This is a genomic window from Gordonia westfalica (assembly GCF_900105725.1).
In the GTDB taxonomy this organism is placed as follows: domain Bacteria; phylum Actinomycetota; class Actinomycetes; order Mycobacteriales; family Mycobacteriaceae; genus Gordonia; species Gordonia westfalica.
Genome location: NZ_FNLM01000036.1, coordinates 882368 through 902655 on the forward strand (window position 1 = coordinate 882368; position 20288 = coordinate 902655).

Annotated in this window: 10 protein-coding genes and 1 pseudogene; 4 read left to right on the top strand and 7 right to left on the bottom strand. The window is 68.4% G+C overall.

Translation table 11 applies throughout. From position 1 onward, the window contains the following. Window positions 1-21: 21 nt before the first annotated feature. The 5 genes from BLU62_RS30250 to BLU62_RS35015 are packed head-to-tail and all read right to left on the bottom strand — an operon-like array spanning window position 22 to window position 16140. The gene (locus tag BLU62_RS30250) at window positions 22-804 is read right to left on the bottom strand and encodes an ABC transporter permease (RefSeq protein ID WP_074854122.1); all 783 of its coding nucleotides are present in this window, start codon (window positions 802-804) and stop codon (window positions 22-24) included. After that, window positions 794-2104 (bottom strand): ABC transporter ATP-binding protein, encoded by a 1311-nt coding sequence (locus BLU62_RS30255; RefSeq protein WP_425284628.1) that lies wholly within the window; start codon window positions 2102-2104, stop codon window positions 794-796. Before BLU62_RS30255 ends, BLU62_RS30250 begins: the two co-directional genes overlap by 11 nt. Then, on the bottom strand, window positions 2082-2342 hold the full coding sequence (locus tag BLU62_RS30260; protein ID WP_074854123.1) for an MbtH family protein: 261 nt from the start codon (window positions 2340-2342) through the stop codon (window positions 2082-2084). Before BLU62_RS30260 ends, BLU62_RS30255 begins: the two co-directional genes overlap by 23 nt. Beyond that, a complete protein-coding gene (locus BLU62_RS30265) occupies window positions 2339-13912 on the bottom strand; it encodes a non-ribosomal peptide synthetase (protein ID WP_425284633.1) in 11574 nt (3857 codons plus the stop codon). Before BLU62_RS30265 ends, BLU62_RS30260 begins: the two co-directional genes overlap by 4 nt. Further along, window positions 13870-16140: an AMP-binding protein gene (locus BLU62_RS35015; protein ID WP_425284629.1), complete on the bottom strand. Its 2271-nt coding sequence runs from the start codon at window positions 16138-16140 to the stop codon at window positions 13870-13872. The genes BLU62_RS30265 and BLU62_RS35015 overlap by 43 nt, the downstream gene beginning before the upstream one ends. Before the next feature lie 580 nt (window positions 16141-16720). Between BLU62_RS35015 and rplN the strand changes: the two genes are divergently transcribed. From rplN to BLU62_RS30285, 4 genes are read left to right on the top strand one after another with little or no spacing between them, the layout of a single operon-like run. Then, window positions 16721-17089, top strand: a complete 369-nt coding sequence (gene rplN / locus BLU62_RS30270; RefSeq protein WP_004019493.1) for a 50S ribosomal protein L14 — start codon at window positions 16721-16723, stop codon at window positions 17087-17089. A 1-nt stretch (window position 17090) separates the two neighbouring features. Then, window positions 17091-17408, top strand: coding sequence for a 50S ribosomal protein L24 (gene rplX / locus BLU62_RS30275; protein WP_074854124.1), 318 nt, complete (start codon window positions 17091-17093; stop codon window positions 17406-17408). Between the two features lies 1 nt (window position 17409). After that, complete coding sequence (gene rplE, locus BLU62_RS30280; RefSeq protein ID WP_074854125.1) at window positions 17410-17991, top strand: 50S ribosomal protein L5; 582 nt, start codon at window positions 17410-17412, stop codon at window positions 17989-17991. Window position 17992: 1 nt separating this feature from the next. Then, window positions 17993-18178: a type Z 30S ribosomal protein S14 gene (locus BLU62_RS30285; RefSeq protein WP_074854126.1), complete on the top strand. Its 186-nt coding sequence runs from the start codon at window positions 17993-17995 to the stop codon at window positions 18176-18178. An 80-nt stretch (window positions 18179-18258) separates the two neighbouring features. Here BLU62_RS30285 and BLU62_RS30290 read toward each other — a convergent pair. Both BLU62_RS30290 and BLU62_RS30295 read right to left on the bottom strand, forming a co-directional pair. Next, window positions 18259-19631: pseudogene (locus BLU62_RS30290) on the bottom strand (IS30 family transposase). A gap of 85 nt (window positions 19632-19716) precedes the next feature. Then, window positions 19717-20175 (bottom strand): SRPBCC family protein, encoded by a 459-nt coding sequence (locus tag BLU62_RS30295; protein WP_074854127.1) that lies wholly within the window; start codon window positions 20173-20175, stop codon window positions 19717-19719. Between the last annotated feature and the right edge of the window lie 113 nt (window positions 20176-20288).

The following is a 20288-nucleotide window of genomic DNA, read 5'->3' on the forward strand; positions in this document are numbered from 1 at the left end:
GAGTTCTCCGGCGATCGCGAATCACCGATTTGCCGAACGCCGGTAAAGGACAAGGGACGCAGGGATACACACGGCCAGGATGACCAGAGAGGAGCCGACCGCATACCCCACGGCATGGTCGGCCACCCAGCCGGTCGCGGCCGGGAAGTTCGGTGGCGCTTCGTTGGCGAAGAGCTGCCGGCATGCGGTCGCGACCGCGGTGACCGGGTTCCACTCCGCGATGGCACGCAACGGCCCGGGGAGGCTCTGCGCGGAGATGAAAGCACTCGACAGGAACGTCACCGGGAACATCCAGAGAAACCCGATGCTCTGTGCCGCTTCGACATTCGGGGCCGCCAGGCCGGTCACCGCGCCCACCCAGGCCATGGCCAGGGCGAAGAGAGCGATGATGCCGAAGGCGATTGCGGCATCTCCCGCGCTGCCCTGGACACGCCAGCCGATCGCGAGACCGCAGGCGACCATCACCGCGAGGCCGATTGCGCCGAGGAGCATGTCGGAGGTGACCCGGCCGCTGATGACACCCAGCCGCGACATCGGCAGCGACCGGAGCCGGTCGACGATTCCGTCGGAGGTGTCGTTCGCCAGACCGACAGTGGTGAAGGCGGCGTTGAACACGACCGTCTGCGTGAAGATCCCGGCCATCAGGAACTCGCGGTACGAGCCACCACCGAAAGTCGCTCCGAAGACGTAGGCGAAGAGGAAGACGAACATCAGCGGCTGGATCGTGGCGCTGATGAGGAGCGTGGGTATGCGCTTGACGGTCAGCAGGTTTCGCTCGACCAGGACGGCGGTGTCAGTGAACATGCTCTCGCTCCGATCGGTTGGTCGGTTTGTCTGATACGTCCGCGTCGTTGTCGTCTGTTCCGACGACCGAGTGGTCGTCCGGCCCGGCAAAAGCGTTGATCGCCTTGCCGTTGCGGCCCGGTCCGGTGTCCGTCATGTCCGAATCTGTTGGCGCGTCGCGGGTCTCGCCGGTGCCCCGGGTGTCCGCGCCGGGGTGTGTCGCGCGCTCGGTGAGGGTGAGGAAGACATCGTCGAGGGTCGGCGTCGACACCACGGCGTCGACGACCTCGACCCCGACCGCGGCGAGCGCCCGGACCGCGGTGACGGCACTACGTGTGCCGTCCTCGACGGGCACCGACCAGCGTCCCGGGGCGGAGCCGTCACCGGGGTCGAGACGTTCGGCGCGTCCGGCACCGATCCCGGTGAGGGTGGCGGCGACCTGTTCGTCCCCGGTGTCGTCCTCGTGTGCGACAGGTGAGGGGCGCGCGAGTTCGACGGTGAGGATCGATCCGCCCGTGGCGGCCTTCAGGTCGGCCGCGCTTCCCTGTGCCCGGATCGTGCCGTGGTCGATGACGGTGATCTCGTCGGCCAGCGCGTCGGCCTCCTCCAGATACTGGGTGGTGAGGAGGACCGTAGCGCCGGAGGCGACCTGCTCGGCGATGACCTCCCACATCTGTCGGCGTCCGCGTGGGTCGAGGCCGGTCGTCGGTTCGTCGAGGATGACGAGCGAGGGTCGGTTGATGAGCGCGCCCGCCAGGTCCAGCCGGCGTCGCATCCCGCCCGAGTAGGTGCGCATCGGCCGGTCGGCGGCGTCTTCGAGGTTGAGATCCGCGATCAGTTCGCGCGCGCGTTCCGAGGCCACCGCGCGGGACTGACCGTAGAGCTGGCCGACCATCCGCAGGTTCTCGAAACCGGTGAGATTTCCGTCGACGGCGGCGTATTGACCGGAGACCCCGATGATCTCGCGGACCGCACCCGGGTCGGCGACGGCGTCGACGCCGTCCACGAGCACCGAACCCTCGTCGGGCGTCATCAGCGTGGCGACGGCGCGCACCGCGGTCGTCTTGCCCGCACCATTGGGTCCGAGCAGTGCGTGCACTGTTCCGGTCGGGACCGTCAGGTCGAGTCCGTCGAGTGCGCGGACGCGGGGTCCGCGTCCGAAGAGTCCGGTCCGGAAGGTCTTGCGCAGCCCGCGGAGTTCCAGTGCGTACGGGGTGGTCGTCTCGGACGGCGTCGTGCCGGTCACCGCAGTCTCGGTCACCGCAGTCTCGGTCACCGCCGTTCCGTTCACCGCGGTGTCAGTCATGCTGTGCCGCCCCATGGGTGACCTCTCTTCCGGCGTCGTCCTGCGAACCCTCCATCGTCCGGATCAGGCTGGCGGGCCGCATGTCCCGCCAGTTCTGTTCGACGTAGTCCAGGCATTCGTCGTGTCCGGACGGGCCGAACACGGTGCGCCAACCGTCGGGCACCGGAGCGAAGTCCGGCCACAGCGAGTGTTGGTTCTCGTGGTTGACGAGTACCCGGAAGGTCCCGTCGGTGTCGTCGAACGGATTGGTCATCGGTTCTCCTCTCGTGTGGCTGCCGGTGGTGTTCCTGCAGGTGCACCGATCGCGTGAATCCATTCGGATACGTGCTCCGGCAGTAGCATTCGGGCATGGCTGCTGGGTGATCCGACCTCGACGACCCGGCCGGTGACCTTCGAGCGCCAGCCGTCGACGGCAGGTGCGCCGGGTTGCGGATCGACGGTCGCGGTCACGAAGACGAGATCGCCGTCGTAGAGGCGGGGCCGCCATCCCCGGGCCAGCGGCGATGCGTGCCGGAAGACATCGTGGACGGTCGCCAGGGTGTCCTCGGTCAGCGCGCCGAGTGCACCGCCGGCCGAGGAGATGATCCGGTGCGCATCGGCAACGGTGAGCTCGTCGGGGTCGGTGGGTTCGCCGGCTCCGGGCGCGCCGCTGTCGGCAGGGTCGAGGCCGAACTCGCGCATCAGTTCCGCGATCGAGGCCTCGGCGTCCAGGTCCGGCCGCTCGGCGATGACATAGGAGTCGAGCAGGACCAGTCGGGCCACGTCGTCACCGGCTTCGCGGAGTTGCACGGCCATCTCCTGGGCGATCAGGCCGCCGAGTGACCAGCCGAGGAGGTGATACGGGCCCTCGGGTGCCACCGTCCGGATCTGCGCGACGTACAGCGCGGCGAGGTCCCCGATGGTGCGCGGACAGGTCCCTCCCGACAGCGCCGGATGCTGTAGTCCGTACAGCCCGCGGCCGTCGGGGAGGTGGGGGAGCAGTGACGTGAAGCTCCACGACAACCCGATCGCGGGATGGACGACGAACAGCGGTGGTTCCTCGGGGTTCTCGTCGGGTCCGGCGGGACGTCGACGACGCAGGGGCAGGAGTGTGTCCAGGCCCGGTGTGCGCGTGACCCCGTCCGGATCTTCCGAACCGGCCGATCCGGAGAGATCCAGGGAAACAGCGAGTTCCGCCGGACTCGGTGCGCCGAAGAGCACCTGGGCGGGTACCTGGTGCCCGGTCAGCTCATGCAGTCTCCTGGTGACGGTGGTGGCCAGGAGCGAGTTGCCGCCGAGGTCGAAGAAGCCGTCGTCGGCGCCGATCGTGTCCGGCGGGACGTCGAGGAGCTCGGCGAAGACCCGGGCGATCGTCGCCTCCAGGCCGGCCGCGGGCGCGCGCCGGGGCGCATCGTCGGCGGGTGCTGGCAGCGCCTTGCGGTCGAGTTTGCCGGTCGGGGTCAGCGGGATCGCGTCGAGCACCGTCACGGAGGTCGGCACCATGTGCCGCGGCAGGCGCTGCTTCACCCGCCTCCGGAGATCCGCGGGCTCGGGTGCTGTGCCCGCCGCCGCGGTGACGTAGCTTCGGAGCGTCGCTCTCGCTCCCGCACCGTCGACCAGGGTGACCGCGAAATCGACATCCGGTTGGTCGGTGAGGGCGTCGTCGATCTCGCCGAGTTCGACCCGGAAGCCGCGCACCTGGACCTGGGTGTCGCCGCGACCGACGTAGGCCAACCGTCCGTCCTCGGTCCACCGGACGAGGTCACCGGTGCGGTACATGCGACGGCCGGCGAAGCGGGGGCCGGTGACCATGGGTGCCGGGACGAATCGGGTCGACGTGAGACCGGGGCGATGATGGTAGCCGCGGGTGACCTGTGGACCGATCAGGTAGAGCTCGCCCACGACGCCGGCCGGCACCGGGTGCAGGCGTTCGTCGAGCACGAGGGCGCCCACGCCGTTGTTCGGACCGCCGATGGTCAATCGACTTGCGGCGGTGAGAGGTTCACTCCCTGTGATGATGATCGTGGTCTCGGTGGGGCCGTACACGTTGATCAGCGTGCGTCCGGGCGCCCAGCGCCGGACCAGATCCGCGCCGTAGTCCTCGCCGCCGACGGCGAGGGCCCGCAGCGAGGGGACCGCGGACGGCGACATGCTGGCGACCGCCGCCGGCGTGATGAACGCGTGGGTGACCCCGGCGTCGTCGATGACGTCGCTGAGTGCCTCGCCGCCGTAGACCCGGGGGCCGACGATCATCAGGGTCGACGACCCCGACAGCGCCATGAGCATCTCCAGTACCGAGGCGTCGAAGCTCGGTGAAGCGAAGTGCAGCACCCGGGACGTGGGTCCCGGTGCCATCCGGTGGGCCAGTTCGTCGTGAACCGGGCGCAGTCCGGAATGCGGCACCAGCACGCCCTTCGGCCGACCGGTCGATCCGGACGTATAGATGATGTACGCGAGTTGTTCCGGGCGGATCGTCGAACCGCGTTCGTCGTCGGTGATCGGTGCGGGCGACGAGTGTTGCATACGGGTGGTCGTCGCCGCGTCGTCGAGGACGAGCATCGGCACCGGGCTCGCGGTCATGCCCGCGGTGATCGATTCGATTGCCGCAGAGGTGGTCACGACGAGTCGAGCGCCGCTGTCGCCGAGCATGTGCGCGATCCGGTCGGCCGGATAGGTCGGGTCCACGGGCAGGTAGGCGGCACCGGTCTTCACGATGGCCCAGATCGCCACCAGGGAGTCGATCGACCGCTCCACCGCCATCGCGACCACGTGCTCGGTATCCGGATTCCCGACGCCTCGGCCGAACAGGACCCGGGCGAGACGGTTGGAGCGGGCGTCGAGTTCGGCGTACGTGATGGTCTCGGGATCCGTGGCGGGGCCCGAGATCGCGGCGAGGCCGTCGGGATTCCGTGTCACGGCCTGCGCGAACAACCTGTCCATCGTGGTGGGCGCCTGGGCGCGTCGCCCGAGTGCCGGTGTGCGTTCGGCGATCTCGAGGGGATCGGTGATCCGGATGTCGCCGACCGGGCGTCCCGGGTCACCCAGCATCGCGCGGACCACCCGCATCAGGCGGATGGCCAGGAGTTCGGCATCCCGATGGCGATAGCGGGCCGTGTCGTAGGTGACCTGGAGGCCCGCCTGGCCGTCGTGCAATCCGGTGACGGTGAACTGCAGGTCGAATTTCGCCGCGGGGGAGTCGAACTCGACGACCGAGGCGGACAGTCCGCGATCCATCTGCAGAGTGGTCGAGGACAGTCCGCCGACCGCCTGATCGGCTGCTCCGGCCGCGTAGTCGTGGACGGACAGCGCCACCTGGAAGAACGGATGCCGCCCGCTGGTGCGGGGCGGGTTCAGCGCGCTGACGACGTCGTCGAACGGCAGCCCGCGGTGGTCGAGTGCGTCGATGTCGGCGTCGCGCACCCGGCGCACGAGCGAGGCGACCGTGTCGGCCGCCCGCAACCTCGTCCGCAGCGGCAGGACGTTGACGAACATGCCGACCACGCCGCTGTAGTCGTTGCCGGCGGCGTCGCCGGTGCGATTCGCGACGGGGCTGCCGATGACCAGATCATCGCCGACGCCCATCCGGTGCAACAGGATTGCGAGCGCGGTGTGCAGAACCGAGAACGGGGTCGACGAGTGCTCGCGGGCGAAGGCGACGAGCCCCGCCCTGGTGTGTGCGGGGAACTCGAGACCCACCGAACGTGCGCCGGTCGCCGGCGTCCGGAGGGCGCCCGACGCCGGGGCGACGGTCGTCTCAGCGGGCGCGTCGTCGAGGGTCTCCTCCCAGTGGCGGAGGTCGTCGGCGAGACGGTCGGCGTCGGCGGCCTCGAGGGCGTGATCGCGGTGGTCGACGGCGGCCGGGGCCCAGTTCTCCGTCCGGCCGCGCCGTCGTTCGCCGTAGGCACATGCGAGGTCGGCGACCAGGATCGGCAGCGACGCGCCGTCGGCGGCGATGTGATGCAACACCAGAACCAGGTGGTGCTCGTGGTCCGCGGCCGGATCGTCGTCGGCGACGAGAGTCGCGGCGATCGGCGCCTGGCGGGCCGGATCGATGGGGCGGGTTGCGTGCCGGGCGATCTCGGCGGAGACGTCCGCGGTCCGGTGGATGGACAGCTCTCCGATCACGGCATCCGGATCGTCGAGGACGCGGCCCACCGGCCCGTCCTCGCCGGGTTCGAACACCGTTCGCAGACTCGTGTGGCGGGACACCACGTCGACGAGCGCGCCCCCAAGCGCCGGCACATCGAGATCGCCCCGGAGTCGCAGCACGAAGGGCATCAGGTACTCGATGGACCCCGGGTCGGCGGTGGCCAGCGAGTGGAGGCGACGCTGAATCGGTGCAATGGGGAAACGCTCCGGTCGACCCGGGACATGTTCGGCCCCCGAGGGTTCGGCTGCACCGCCGGGCTCCCATCCCTCGGGCAGCGTGAGGAGCGGCGCGAGGGACTCGGGGGTCGGATGGTCGAAGACGTCGCGGACCCGGAGTCGTTCCCCGACCTGGATCCGATTGATCCGGCTGATGAGCGTGGTGGCCTGCAGAGACGTGCCCCCGAGGAGGAAGAAGTCGTCGGTGGCGCCGACATCTCCGGGCCGGAGGTCGAGCACGTCGGCGAGGACATGTGTAAGCGCGGTCTCGGCGTCGGTACGGGGCGTGCGTCCTGTCGACGGCCGGGCCGTCGTCGCGGGCTCGGGAAGGGCGCGCCGATCGAGTTTGCCGTTGCGGGTCAACGGAATCGCATCGAGGACGACGACCGCGGACGGGACCATGTGGCGTGGAAGCCGGTGGCGGGCCTCGTCGAGGATGTGTGCGGGGTCCGGTGCGTCCTCGGCGTGTGTCGCCCCGGTGAGCGTGACATATCCGACGAGCACCGCGGTGGGGCCCTCGCCGCGGACGACGGTCGTCGCGAAGTCGACCCCGTCGACGGCGGTCAGGGCGGCGGTCACCTCGTCGAGTTCGATGCGGAAACCGCGGACCTTGACCTGGTTGTCGCTGCGGCCGTGGTAGATCAGCGCGCCGTCGGCGTCGCGACGGACGATGTCGCCGGTGCGGTACATGACGTCGCCGGAGCCACCGGGTCGAGCGACGAACCTGGTGGCGGTCGGTCCGCGGCGGTCGAGGTAGCCGCGCGCGACACCCGGGCCGCTGATGTACAGCTCCCCGGGGACGTGGTCGGGGACGGGGCGGAGTCGATGGTCGAGGACCAGGGCGGTGCAGTCGGTGACCGGCGTGCCGATCGTGATCGGCGCGCCCGGCCGGAGCGGCTCCGACATCACGGCGACGATCGTGGTCTCGGTGGGGCCGTAGCTGTTGATGTAGCGACGTCCGGTTCCCCAGCGCGCCACCAGTTCCGGCGTGGATGCCTCGCCGCCGACGCCGAGGGTCCGCAGGCGGTTCAGCGGATGCGGTGCCGCCGCGGCCAGCGCGGCGGGGGTGATGAACGCGTGGGTGACTGCGTGCTCGTCGAGGAAGTCGACGAGTTCGTCACCGCCGTAGATCGTCGGTGGTACGACCACCATGGTCGCGCCCACCTCGACCGCCAGCAGGAACTCGAGCATCGCGGCGTCGAATGCCGGGGAGGCGAAGTGCAGGGTGCGGTCACCGGGGGACACCAGGTACCGATCGCGCTGCGTCGTGCTGAAAGCCGCGAGCCCGCGATGGGTCACGCTGACGCCCTTGGGCTTTCCGGTCGAACCCGACGTGTACACGACATAGGCGAGCGAATCGGTGTGGCGCCCGACCCTGCTGATCTCGTCATGTGGGTCGACGTCGGGCCGTGGGACGCCCAGGGTCTCCGGGGTGGCCCAGGTGATCTCGCCGGGGATCTCGGAGTCCCGAGGTGTGGTCGTGATGCCCAGTGATGCACCGGAATCGGAGATCATGTGCGCGACACGGTCAGCGGGATAGCGAGTGTCGACGGGCAGGATCGCGGCGCCGCTCTTCGTGATCGCCCACGTCGCGATGACCGACTCGAGACCGCGGTCGAGTGCGACGGCGACGACATCGTCGGTGCCCACGCCGTGCGCCCGCAGGTTCTGCGCCCAGACGGTCGAGAGATCGTCGAGTTCGGCGTAGGTGAGGCTGCGATCGCCGTCCTCCACGGCCACCCGCGTGCCGTGCAGCCTCGCTGTCGTATCGATGATGTCGGCGAGGTGGCGCGGTGTGACCGAGGGATCGGCCGGCGCCGGGTCGGCCGGCATCTCACCGGCCAGCGGGAGGTCGTCGACCGGGGTGTCGGGGTGGAGGGTCACCGTGTGTGCGAGGTCGGCGAACATCCGGGCAAGGGCCTCGACCCGGCCGCGGGTGTACACGTCGGTCGCGTAGGTGAATCGGGCCCGCCCGTCCCGGATACGGAGCTCGAGATCGAAACGGGCGGTGCCGGTGTCGACCTCGCCGGCCTCGATGTGCAGACCCGGCAGATCCACCCGCTCGTCGAGCGGACCGGTCCCGGCGCCGGGCGCCCGGGTGTCGCTCGTCTGGGCATCGAAGGCGAGGGCGATCTGGAACAGCGGATGCCGGCCCGTGCGTGGCGGGTTGATCATCGAGACGATCTGCTCGAACGGCATCTCGGACCGGGAGAGCGCTTCGAGATCGCGATGGCGGACGGAGTCCAGCAGGGCGGCGAAGCTCGCGCCGCCGTCGACCGGGGTCCTCAGGACCACCGAGTTCACGAACATCCCGACCACGTCGGCGAGCCGCGGGTCGTTGCGTCCGGCGACCGGGGTGCCGACGACGATGTCCGAGTTCGCGCCGGCGACATGGGTCTCGGGGTCGGCGTGCAGGCGGTGGAGAAGCGCGGCGAAGAGCGCGTGCACGCTCATGAACTCCGTGGCCCGCCCGTGGGCGAGGCCCATCAGTCGGCGTCGGGTGTCGGCGCCGAAGTCCACCTCGACGGAATCCGCGCGTCGCGGCTGCTCGGCAGGTGCGTCCGGCAGCAGGACGGGACCGGCGTCGACACCGTCGAGTTCGTGTCGCCACCACTGCGCGAGTTCGCCGTGCCCGCCGAGGTTCTCGGCCTGCCACCGGAGATAGTCGAGGTAGTCGATCGCGGTGACGGACCCGGACGCGACGACTTCGCCGCCGCGGAGCTGTTCGTAGGCGGTGGTGATGTCGCGGTGCAGCGGGATCATCGACCATCCGTCGGCGGCGATGTGATGGATGATCACCGTGAGCTTGTGATGCGTCGGGTCGCCGTCGATCCGGTGCACGGCGACTCGCAGCGGGAGGTCGGTGGTGAGATCGAAGGCGCGGCGGGCGAGGCCCCGGGCCGCCACCGGCCACTGGGCCTCCGTGACATCGGTGATCTCGAGGTCGAGGTAGATCTCGTCAGCGGGCCGGACATCGAGCACGGGCTTTCCGTCCCGGTCCGGATAGACCGTTCGCAGCATCACGTGGCGGTCGGCGGCGCGCCGGATCGCGGTGCCGAGTGCGTCGATGTCGAGGTCGCCGCGGAGGTCGAGGGCGAAGGCGATCGCGTAACCGGCGGTCGCCGAGTCATCGTCCCCGCTGTCCGTCGCGGCGTCGTCGCCGATGGCGAGCTGATTGAGGAACCAGAGCTGCTGCTGCGCGGGCCCGGGTTCGACCGGTGACTCGGGATGGTGTTCGAGCCGGGGAATCCCGGGTGCGGCACCGTCCCGGTCGGCGGAAGCCGAACCGTCTGCGAGCCGGGCGATCTCGGCCACGGTCGAATGGTCGAAGACCTCGCGCACCGGTATGCGAAGCCCGGTGAGGTGTTCGAGGGCACCGACGATCTGGGTGGCCAGCAGGGAGTTCCCGCCGAGATCGAAGAAGTCGTGGTGGCGGCCGACGGTACCGGGTGCCCGGTCGAGGCGATCGGCGATGAGATCGGCCACCGCCTGTTCGGTCGGGGTGATCGGTGCGACGTACACGGGACCGGTGTCGGCCGGCAGGGCCTCGGGGGCCGGAAGCGCGCGCAGATCGACCTTGCCGATGGGTGTCGTCGGGATCTCGTCCAGTTCGATGATCGTCGTCGGGACCATGTGTCGCGGAAGACGATCCGACAACCGATCCCGGAGATCGGCCACCGGCACGGAACCCCCGGGCCGCATCGTCACGTACGAGATGAGATGGGCGCGATCGCCCTCGCCGTGGGTGGTCGTGACCGCGGCACGAACCGCGTCATCGGCGACCAGCGCGGCGTCGATCTCGCCCAGTTCGATGCGGTGACCACGGATCTTGGTCTGGTTGTCGGCGCGTCCGCGGAACTCGAGCTCGTGGCCGGTGGTCCAGCGCACCAGGTCGCCGGTGCGGTACATCCGTTCGCCCGGGTCGCCGAAGGGGTTGGCGACGAACCGTTTCGACGTCAGCGGACGTACCCCGTGATAGCCACGCGCGAGATGTTCACCGGCGATGTACAGTTCGCCGACCGCGCCGGGGGCGACCGGCTGCAGGCGTTCGTCGAGGACGACCGCGGAGACACCGCGGATCGGTCGGCCGATGGTCAGGGTCGTGTACCCGGGGTCGATCGGCGCCGACACGGCCGCGACGACCGTGGTCTCGGTGGGGCCGTAGGCGTTGAACAACCGCGGTCCACTCGACCACGTACGAACGACTTCCGCGTTCGGGTGTTCGCCGCCGATGACGAGGGCCTCGAGTTCCGGGACGTCGTCGGGAGACATGGTGGTCAGCACCGACGGGGTGAGGAAGGCGTGGGTGATGTGGCCGTCCCGCATCAGTTCGGCCAGCTCGGCGCCGCCGACGATGCCGGGCGGCACGATGTGCATGGTCGAACCCGACGCCACTGCCATCAGGATCTCGAGCACGGTGGCGTCGAAGCTGGGCGACGCCATGTGCATGGTCTGGCTCTCGGGGGTGATCCCGTACTGGGTGACCTGCTGCGCACCGAAGTCCGCGAGTCCGCGGTGGCCGACCACCACACCCTTGGGTGTGCCGGTGGTTCCAGAGGTGTAGATCACGTAGGCGGGCTGATCGACGTCGAGCGGAGCGCGGCGCTCGGAATCCGACACCGGCGCAGCGGACTTCGGGTCGACCAGGTCGACGACGGCGGGATCGTCGAGCGCGAGGGTCTGCGGGAACGGCGTCGGGGAGTCATCGGCCGACGCGCCGCGCGGATCGGAGGACCGGTCGGTGAGGAGCAGGCACGCCTGGGAGTCGGTCAGCATGTGTGCGATGCGCGCAGCCGGATAGGCCGGGTCGACGGGCACCCACGCGGCACCTGTCCGGGCGACCGCCCACATGGTGACCATCCAGTCCACCCCGCGTGGAAGGCACACCGCCACATGGCGTTCGGGTCCGGCGCCATGATCGATCAGTACCCGGGCGAGACGATTGGACGCGGTGTCGAGTTCGCGATACGTCATCGACCGGACACCGTCGGTGATCGCGACCCGGTGTGGGGAGGACTCGGTCGCGGTCGACAGCAGAGCCGTCAGGTGTTCGACCGGGCGGCGGCCCTCGCCGACCGCCGGTACGAGATCGATTCGTTCGTGCAGATCGAGGACCGGCAGATCTCCGACGGCCGAGCCCGGCCGGGCGGTGGCCGCCCCGAGGAGGCGGTCGAGCCGGGAGGCCAGGGAGGTCACCGTCGGCCGGTCGAAGAGAGCTGTGGCATAACCGATCTCGAGTCCGAGTCCGGCGGGCCGTCCCTCGGTGTCGTGGGCCTCGGTGAAAGTGAACTGGAGGTCGAAGGTGGTGTGTCCGGTGTCGATGCGCGACGCGGTGGCGGCCAGGCCGGCGAAGTCGAGTCGGATGGCCGAGCGATCCTCGAGTGCCAGCGAGACCTGGAAGAACGGGTGGACATCCGACGAACGATTCGGGCTGAGTTCGGTGACGAGCCGGTCGAACGGCAGGTCGGCGTTGTCGAAGGCGTCGAGGTCGCCCTCGCGAACCTGTGCGAGCAGGGCGTCGAACGCGGTGTCCTTGTCGACGGTGGTGCGCAGCACCAGCGTGTTGACGAACATGCCCACGAGGCCGTCGAGGTCGGCATCGCCGCGGCCGGAGACCGGTGTCCCGACGAGTACGTCGGAGGACCGGGACAGGGAGCGCAACAGGACCGCGACGGCGGCGTGCAGCACCATGAAGACGGTGGAGTCGTTGGCGCCGGCCAGTTCTCGGACAGCCCGATGGGTGTCTGCGGAGAGGGTGACGGCGACCGACGATCCCGACGCCGCGCCGCGGCCGGTACGCGGCCGGTCCAGCGGCAGCTCGGTCTCGCCGGGAGCTCCCGCGAGTGTCTCGCGCCAGAAGTCGAGTTCGGCACGCGCGTCGGCGCTCTCGGACAACCAGGCATGACGCCGGAAGCTCATCTGCGAGTAGGTCACGGGGAGCCCCGGCCACTCGGGTTCGGCGCCTCGGCGTCGAGCACGATACGCGGTGGCGAGGTCGTCGGCGAGCGGTGCCAGCGACCATCCGTCGGCGGCGATGTGGTGGACCACCACGGTGAGTCGGTGATCGTCGTCCGCGGTGCGGACGAGTCGCGCACGAATCGGCAGCTCGGTGCCCAGATCAAAGGTCTGAGAGGCGTACCGGCGGTCGGGGACATCGCGCACATCGTCTGCGCCTAGGACCGGCAGGTCGATGGTGACGGTGTCCGCGGGCCGCGGCGACATGCACGCGACGCCGTCCTGCTCGACGACGACACTGCGCAGCGGTTCGTGCCGCCCGATGACATCGGTGAGGGCACGCTTCAGGGCGTCGGTGTCGAGTTCGCCGACCAGCCTGACCGTGAACGGCATGTTGTAGGTGGCCGCGGCGGCCGGATCGAGCCGGGTGGCGAGCCACAGCCGATGCTGCGCCGGTGAGAGGGGCACCGGTGAGTCGGGGAGGGCGGGTGCCCCGGCGACGTCGGACGTGTTCTCGATGGAGTCGTCGGGTTCGATGCCGAGTTCGGCCAGCGCATCAGCGATCCCGCCGATGTCCTCGGCGTCGAAGATGGGGCGGATCCCGATTCGCCTGCCGGTCGCCTTCGACAGTCGTGATGCGACACGCGTCGCCGACAGCGACGTGCCACCGAGCTCGAAGAAATTGTCGCGCAGCGAGATCGGGGAGTCATCGGCCTGCGCGGTGTCGAGGCCCAGGACCTCGGCGACGGTTCGCACGACGAATCGCTCCGCTGCGGTGACCGGTGCGACGAGGTCACGGTCGGTCCGGAACTCGGGCCGGGGGAGTGCGCGGCGGTCGAGTTTGCCGTTCGGGGTGGTGGGCAACTCGTCGAGCGCCATGATCACTGCCGGGATCATGTGCTCCGGCAGGGCCGAGCGCAGTTCGGCGCGCAGGTCGCGGGTGTGCAGGTCGCCGGTTCCGCTGACGTAGCCCACGAGGGCGGGGCCGTCGGCGACGAGGTCGTCCCGGACCACGATGCCCGCGACGGCGACACCTCCGACGGCGCCCAGTGCCGATTCGATCTCCCCGATCTCGACGCGCTGGCCGCGGATCTTGACCTGGGAGTCGGTGCGCCCCAGGTATTCCAGTTCGCCGCCGTCGTTCATCCGGACCAGATCGCCGGTGCGGTAGAGACGTTCACCGGTGCCGTCGGTGGCGGCGACGAAACGTGCTGCGGTGAGGTCGGGGCGTGCGCGGTAACCGCGGGCGAGCTGGACGCCGCCGAGATAGAGCTCGCCGACCGCGCCCGGTGGCTGCGGCCGCAGCCGGTGGTCGAGGACGTGCACACTGGTGTTCCACACGGGTCTGCCGATGGGCACGACCGAGGCGTCGGCGCGGCAGGCGTCGTGGTGGGTCACGTCGATGGCCGCCTCGGTGGGGCCGTACAGATTGTGGATCGGTGCGGGGGTGAGTGCGGCCGTCGCACCGACCGTGGCCGGTGTCAGTGCCTCGCCGCTGGTGAAGATCTGACGCAGCGAATCCAGGGCCCCGGGTTCCGCGGGGCGGCGCCGTCGGGTCCGGTCGTGTCGTCCGACAGGGCCGCGCTGAACGCGGTGAGCATCGACGGCACGAAATGGACTGTGGTGATGCGCTGTTCGTCGATCACGTCCCGCAGATACCAGGGGTCGCGATGGCCGTCGACCGACGGCACGACGAGAGTGGCGCCGGCGACGAGAGGCCAGAAGAACTCCCAGACCGACACGTCGAAGGTGGCCGGCGTCTTCTGCAGAACGCGGTCCGACGCCGAGAGGGGATATCGGTCCTGCATCCAGGCCAGCCGGTTCACGATGGCGCGGTGGGTGATCTCCACGCCCTTCGGCGTTCCGGTCGATCCCGACGTGAACAGGAGGTAGGCGGTGTTGTCCGGGCCGACGACCGGTTCCGGGTCCCGCCGGCCGGTGTGCCCGCGCAGCTCGGCCAGGCTCTCCCCGGTGATGATCAGGTCCGGTGTCGCCACCGCCAGGATGTGGTCGAGACGATCGGCCGGCTCGTCGGGATCGACCGGGAGGAACGCCGCCCCGGCGCGGATGACCGCATGCAGGGCGAGCACCTGATCGACGCTGCGGGGGAGTTTCACGGCGACGACGCTCTCGGTGCCGATGCCGTGATCCTGCAGCGCGGCGGCCAGCGATCGGGCCTGCCGGGTGAACTCGGCGTGGGACAACTCCCGGGACCCGTGGGGATGCGCGGGGACGACGGCGGGCATGTCGGAGTGCGACGCGGACGCCGCGTCGAGCAGGTCCACGAGCGTGAGGTCGCCGATCTCCACCCGGTCGCCGGTCGTCCGCTGTTGCAGCTCGGCGCGCTCGCTCGACCGCAGGACGCTGAGGCGGGACATCGGGGTCTCGGCGGGGGCGGTCACGAGTGCCTCGAGGAACTCGACGAGCCGCCGGTGATGGGTGGTGATCTCGTCGTCGGAGTAGATGGTCGGGTTGGCCTCGAGGTCGAGACTCATGCCGCCGTCGAGGCCGTCGTAGACGTTGACCGACACATCCTCGATCGGGCCGGTCGACAGCACGTTGAACTCGCCGCGCAACGGGCCGAAGTCGATGTGTTCGAAGAACAGCATGACGTTGACCAGGGGGCCGAAGAAGCCGCGGCGGGCGCCCGCGGAGCCGAGGATGTCGGCGACGATGTCCTCGTGCCGGAACTTCTGATGCTTCACGGCGCCCTTGATCTCGGCGTTCACCGTCGCGAGCAGATCCGCCACCGTGGCGTCGTCGTCGAGCCCGATCCGCAGCGGGACGACGTTGGAGATCAGCCCCGCCGACGTGCGCAGGATGTCGCGGTCGCGTGCGGCGACCGGGAGACTGAGGACGGCCTCGTCGCGGTCGGTGAACCGGGCGACGTAGGCGGCGACGGCGGCGGTGATGACCGACGCCGGCCGTACCCGATGTGCACGCGCCAGCTCGCGGACACGCGCGACCAGGTCATCGTCGAGAACTGTCGAGCGGACGGTCGACAAGGGCGCGGCCGGGCCGGAGCGGCGGGTCAGCGATGCGATCTCGGGCATGCCGGCCAGCCGTTGCGCCCAGTACTCGCGGTCGGCGGCGAACTTGTCCGACGACCGGTAGGCGACGTCCATGGCCGCGATCTCGGCCATCGTCGCGGTGTCGGCAACCGGGGGAGGAGTGTCGTCGACGATTGCCGTGTAGTGGGACGAGACACGGAGCATCAGGTACATCGCGGCATAGCCGTCATAGGCGATGTGGTGCCCGCGGCAATACCAGATCGAGTGCCCCGGGCCGACTCTGAGCAGGTGCGTCTCGAGCAGTGGGTCGGAGAACATGTCGGTACCGTGCGAGCGGTGCTCGTCGATCCAGGCGAGCGCGGCCGCACGCGGGTCCGCGGCGTCGCTGAAATCCTTGATACCGAGCACCAATCCGCGTCTCCGGTCGATCGCCAGCGCCGGTTCGGCATCATCCGACGGGATCAGCCGGAGCAGCGAGCCTTCGGTCTCCAGCTCGGTCAGCGTGGTGGCTCGCTGCAGGATGTCGGGATCGATGTCGATGGGCGCCCCGCCGGAATCGTCGGCGGAAGGCGATGAGTCGCCGCGGAATTCGATGAACGCGTCGATCGTCAGCGGTACGTCGGGTTCGAGTTGCTGGGCGTAGAAGATGCCGCGTTGCGCGGCCGTCATCGGGATGACCGGGTCGTGATCGGAAGTGGTGTCGATGTGACTGGTGTGCCGGATCGCGTCGTCTGTGGTCACGCATGCCTCCCCTGCGGACGGGCGCCTGGCAGCGCAGAGCATCGAGCTCATGGAAGGCGCCAGGTCGCGCGTGTCGGACTGGACGTCGGAACCCAAACGCGCGTGAACAGGCTCGCGCTCGGTCGAAGAAAGATCCCCCGGGCACTGGTCACGCTTGTCGGGTGCATTCCGCCTGCGGGCCGCGCGTGGCTGCACGGTCACCGGCCGGCGGGTGTCGTAGTCGCCGGTCTTGGCTGGCCGGTCTCGTACGAGCTGATCTCGTCCCGGGGGTGCTTCGTCCGGGACACCGTGTCAGATGGGTCTGAGTCGAGAGAACTTTTCCCGCGTGGGAAGAGGGCCAAACCATCCCCGGGCGTACGGAGGGTCGGATTTGGCTCCCACCTGGGCGTTCCCCTACACTTGTGGGGTTGCCTGCGGCACTGCTGTGTCGCGAATCGGCTCACGAACCCACTGGGCGATCCGTCCAGGTGTCACAGCCTGGTGGAAAACTCCAGGCAGGCGTGTGTTCGGTGGCAACGGACCGTGTGCGTCGGGTCGGAAATCGGGCGTACATAAGAAGCCAGGTCAAGGAGACTAACGAGTGATTCAGCAGGAATCTCGCCTGCGGGTCGCCGACAACACCGGTGCCAAGGAAATCTTGTGCATCCGCGTGCTCGGCGGTTCCTCGCGGCGCTACGCCGGCATTGGTGACGTGATCGTCGCCACTGTCAAGGACGCCATTCCCGGCGGCAACGTCAAGAAGGGTGAGGTCGTCAAGGCCGTCATCGTGCGCACCACCAAGGAGCGCCGTCGTGCGGACGGAAGCTACATCCGCTTCGACGAGAACGCCGCCGTCATCCTCAAGGGTGAGAGCGATCCCCGCGGTACCCGCATCTTCGGCCCGGTCGGCCGCGAGCTGCGTGAGAAGAAGTTCATGAAGATCGTGTCGCTGGCACCGGAGGTGATCTGACATGAAGGTTCACAAGGGTGACACCGTCATCGTCGTCTCGGGCAAGGACAAGGGCGCCAAGGGCAAGGTCATCCAGGCCTTCCCGAAGACCCAGCGTGTCCTCGTCGAGGGCGTCAACCGAATCAAGAAGCACACCGCCGCGTCGGCCAACGAGCGCGGTGCCTCCTCCGGCGGCATCGTGACCCAGGAAGCCTCGATCCACGTCTCGAACGTGATGGTCGTCGATTCCGATGGCAACCCGACCCGCGTCGGCTACCGCGTCGACGAAGAGACCGGCAAGAAGGTCCGGATCTCGCGCAAGAGCGGGAAGGACATCTGACATGACTTCTACCGAGACCAAGATCCAGCCGCGCCTGAAGACTCGCTACCGCGAGGAGATCAAGGGCCAGCTGAACGAGCAGTTCGAATACCCCAACGTGATGCTGATCCCCGGCGTCGTGAAGGTTGTCGTGAACATGGGCGTCGGCGACGCCGCCCGTGACGCGAAGCTGATCAACGGCGCTGTCGAGGACCTGGCCAAGATCACCGGTCAGCGTCCGGAGATCCGCCGCGCTCGCAAGTCCATCGCGCAGTTCAAGCTGCGTGAGGGTATGCCGATCGGTGCCCGCGCCACCCTGCGCGGCGACCGCATGTGGGAGTTCCTGGACCGCCTCGTGTCCATCGCCCTTCCGCGTATCCGCGACTTCCGCGGTCTGTCGGACCAGCAGTTCGACGGCAACGGAAACTACACGTTCGGTCTGAACGAGCAGTCGATGTTCCACGAGATCAACATCGACAACATCGACCGCCCGCGGGGTATGGACATCACCGTCGTGACGTCTGCCCGTACGGACGAGGAAGGCCGTGCGCTGCTGCGTGCCCTGGGCTTCCCGTTCAAGGACAACAACGTTAAGGACAACTGACATGGCAAAGAAGGCTCTGGTCAACAAGGCCAACAAGAAGCCCAAGTTCGCCGTGCGGGGCTACACCCGGTGCAACAAGTGCGGCCGTCCGCACTCGGTGTTCCGCAAGTTCGGCCTGTGCCGAATCTGCCTGCGCGACATGGCGCATGCGGGCGAGCTCCCGGGCGTGCAGAAGTCCAGCTGGTGACTTTCGCCCAAGGCTGACGCTTTGACGAACGGCCCCATCTCCGTCAGGCGGATTCTAGGGGTCCTCGCAACACCGGTTGGTTAGACGGGTACAAGTAAATCACGCAGACGCTCGGCTGGGGTTGTCCAGTCGAGCGTTTTGCGTGGTCGACTGTTGAGTCGTTGGGCGACGAGTTCGAGGTCTGCGGCAGTGTGCACCGACAGGTCGGTGCCCTTCGGAAAGTATTGGCGCAGTAGCCCATTGGTGTTCTCATTCGAGCCTCGCTGCCAGGGTGAATGCGGGTCGCAGAAGTAGACGGGCACATTGGTAGCGATGCTGAACTGCTTGTGGGCGGCCATCTCGCAGCCCTGGTCCCAGGTCAACGATCCCCGCAGGTGCTCGGGCAGAGAACCGATCAGCGGGATCAGTACGTCACGGACTGCTTCGGCCGTGTGCTCGCCGGGTAGATGACCGAGGAGCACATAGCGAGTCGAGCGTTCGACCAACGTCACGATGGCTGATTCCGACCGGCTGCCGACGATGAGGTCACCCTCCCAGTGACCGGGCACAGCCCGATCCTCGACCTCGGCCGGTCGATCGGAAATCATCACCATCTCGTCGACGAACCGGGTGGTGCGTCGATCTGGGGACCGGTGAGGTTTGCGGTGGGTGCGGCCGGTGCGTAACGCGTCGGCGAGTTCGCGGCGCAACCCCCCCGGGCTTGGACGTAGATCGCCTGATAGATCGTTTCGGTACTCACTCGCATCGCCTCGTCATCGGGGAATTCGATGATCAAAGTGTGACTGATCTGTTCGGGAGACCATTGCTCGGCGAGTTTGTTCGAAACGTAATCCCGCAACGGTCCACCGACCGCCAGCTTGGAGTCTTTTGGTCGTAAACGCGAACTTGCCCAGTCTCTTTGGGCTCGATGAGGGCGATACACCCCAGAAACGGAGTAGGCATCGATTTCTCGTTTGATCGTCGATGCCGGCCGACCCAGCTGGCGCCCGATCTCCCGCAGCGAGTCGCCGGCGCGACGCATGTCGGCGATCTGTTCCCGCTCGGACAAGGTGAGAAACCGAGGATGCAGTGGGGCTTCGATCCGGGCCAGTGACGGTCGCGTGTCAACAGTGGTCACACCGGTCTTGTAGTCGATCCGACGGCCATCGGGGTGGAGGCGCGCGTTGCCGATCTTGCGGATCCCTTTATCCCAGTCCCGGGCGGTGCGGATGTGCACTCCGACTTGCTTGGCAGCCTCACGGCGGCCGACACCGGCAGCGCGCAGCGCGTCATAGCGAGCGCGTCCTGGATGCCCGGAAGTGCCCCGTTTGCCGCGACCACGTAAGCCGGCTCGACGAACCCACCCATATGCCGTGGCACGGTTGACTCCCACACTGCGCGCCGCTGCTGTCACGTTGCCGTATTCACGGTCCAACGCCTCGAAAAACAGCTCCTTCAACTCCGCAGAAACCATGATCCCCGCAACTCCCTGATAGCCAGGGTGTTGCGGGGATCACTAGAACCCAAGTCACGGAGGTGGGGCCGTTCTCGTCGGTCGGTCAACCTTTCCGGGCCAGCCACTCCTCGATCAGATCGGGGATGCTCTCGATCGATGCGGTGAGTGAGCGCTGATAGATGCGCATGACGATCGGGTCGGCCATCTTGCCGAAGACGCCGCCGAAACCGTTGGCGGACTCGACGTGATAGGTCATACGGACGCCATCGGAGGTCTCCTCCAGATTCGAGTGCGTCTTGAACGGGAAGGCTGCCTCGATCGTCTGGAACTCCGTGTCCTTGTGGGTGTCGACGCGGGTGAACTCGCCCCGCCATTCGAAGGTGCGGCCGAGAATGCTGTTCTTGCCCTTCCATTGGGCGCCGACGGACACTGCGTTGTCGGACAGGGGAGTCATCTCGACGACCCCGGCCAGATAGGCGGGGATGTTCTCGGGAGTGGTGGTGTAATCCCAGACGATCTCGATGGGTTGCTTGATGAGGACGGATGCGCTGGCTTCGAGCATGATTGATCCTGAAGTGGATGTGGGGATGACGGGTGACGCCTACGCCGCACAGAAGGGCGGGTAGGTGTGACGTGCTGTACCTGGTTGCATGCATCGACGAGAATACGCCGGTG

What these genes read in the sequence shown, in the direction of transcription:
- rplX (WP_074854124.1), top strand. Translation starts at nt 17,091, where the DNA reads ATGAAGGTTCACAAGGGTGACACCGTCATCGTCGTCTCGGGCAAGGAC.
- rplE (WP_074854125.1), top strand. Translation starts at nt 17,410, where the DNA reads ATGACTTCTACCGAGACCAAGATCCAGCCGCGCCTGAAGACTCGCTAC.
- BLU62_RS30285 (WP_074854126.1), top strand. Translation starts at nt 17,993, where the DNA reads ATGGCAAAGAAGGCTCTGGTCAACAAGGCCAACAAGAAGCCCAAGTTC.
- BLU62_RS30255 (WP_425284628.1), bottom strand. Translation starts at nt 2,104, where the DNA reads ATGGGGCGGCACAGCATGACTGACACCGCGGTGAACGGAACGGCGGTG.
- BLU62_RS30250 (WP_074854122.1), bottom strand. Translation starts at nt 804, where the DNA reads ATGTTCACTGACACCGCCGTCCTGGTCGAGCGAAACCTGCTGACCGTC.
- BLU62_RS30295 (WP_074854127.1), bottom strand. Translation starts at nt 20,175, where the DNA reads ATGCTCGAAGCCAGCGCATCCGTCCTCATCAAGCAACCCATCGAGATC.
- BLU62_RS30260 (WP_074854123.1), bottom strand. Translation starts at nt 2,342, where the DNA reads ATGACCAATCCGTTCGACGACACCGACGGGACCTTCCGGGTACTCGTC.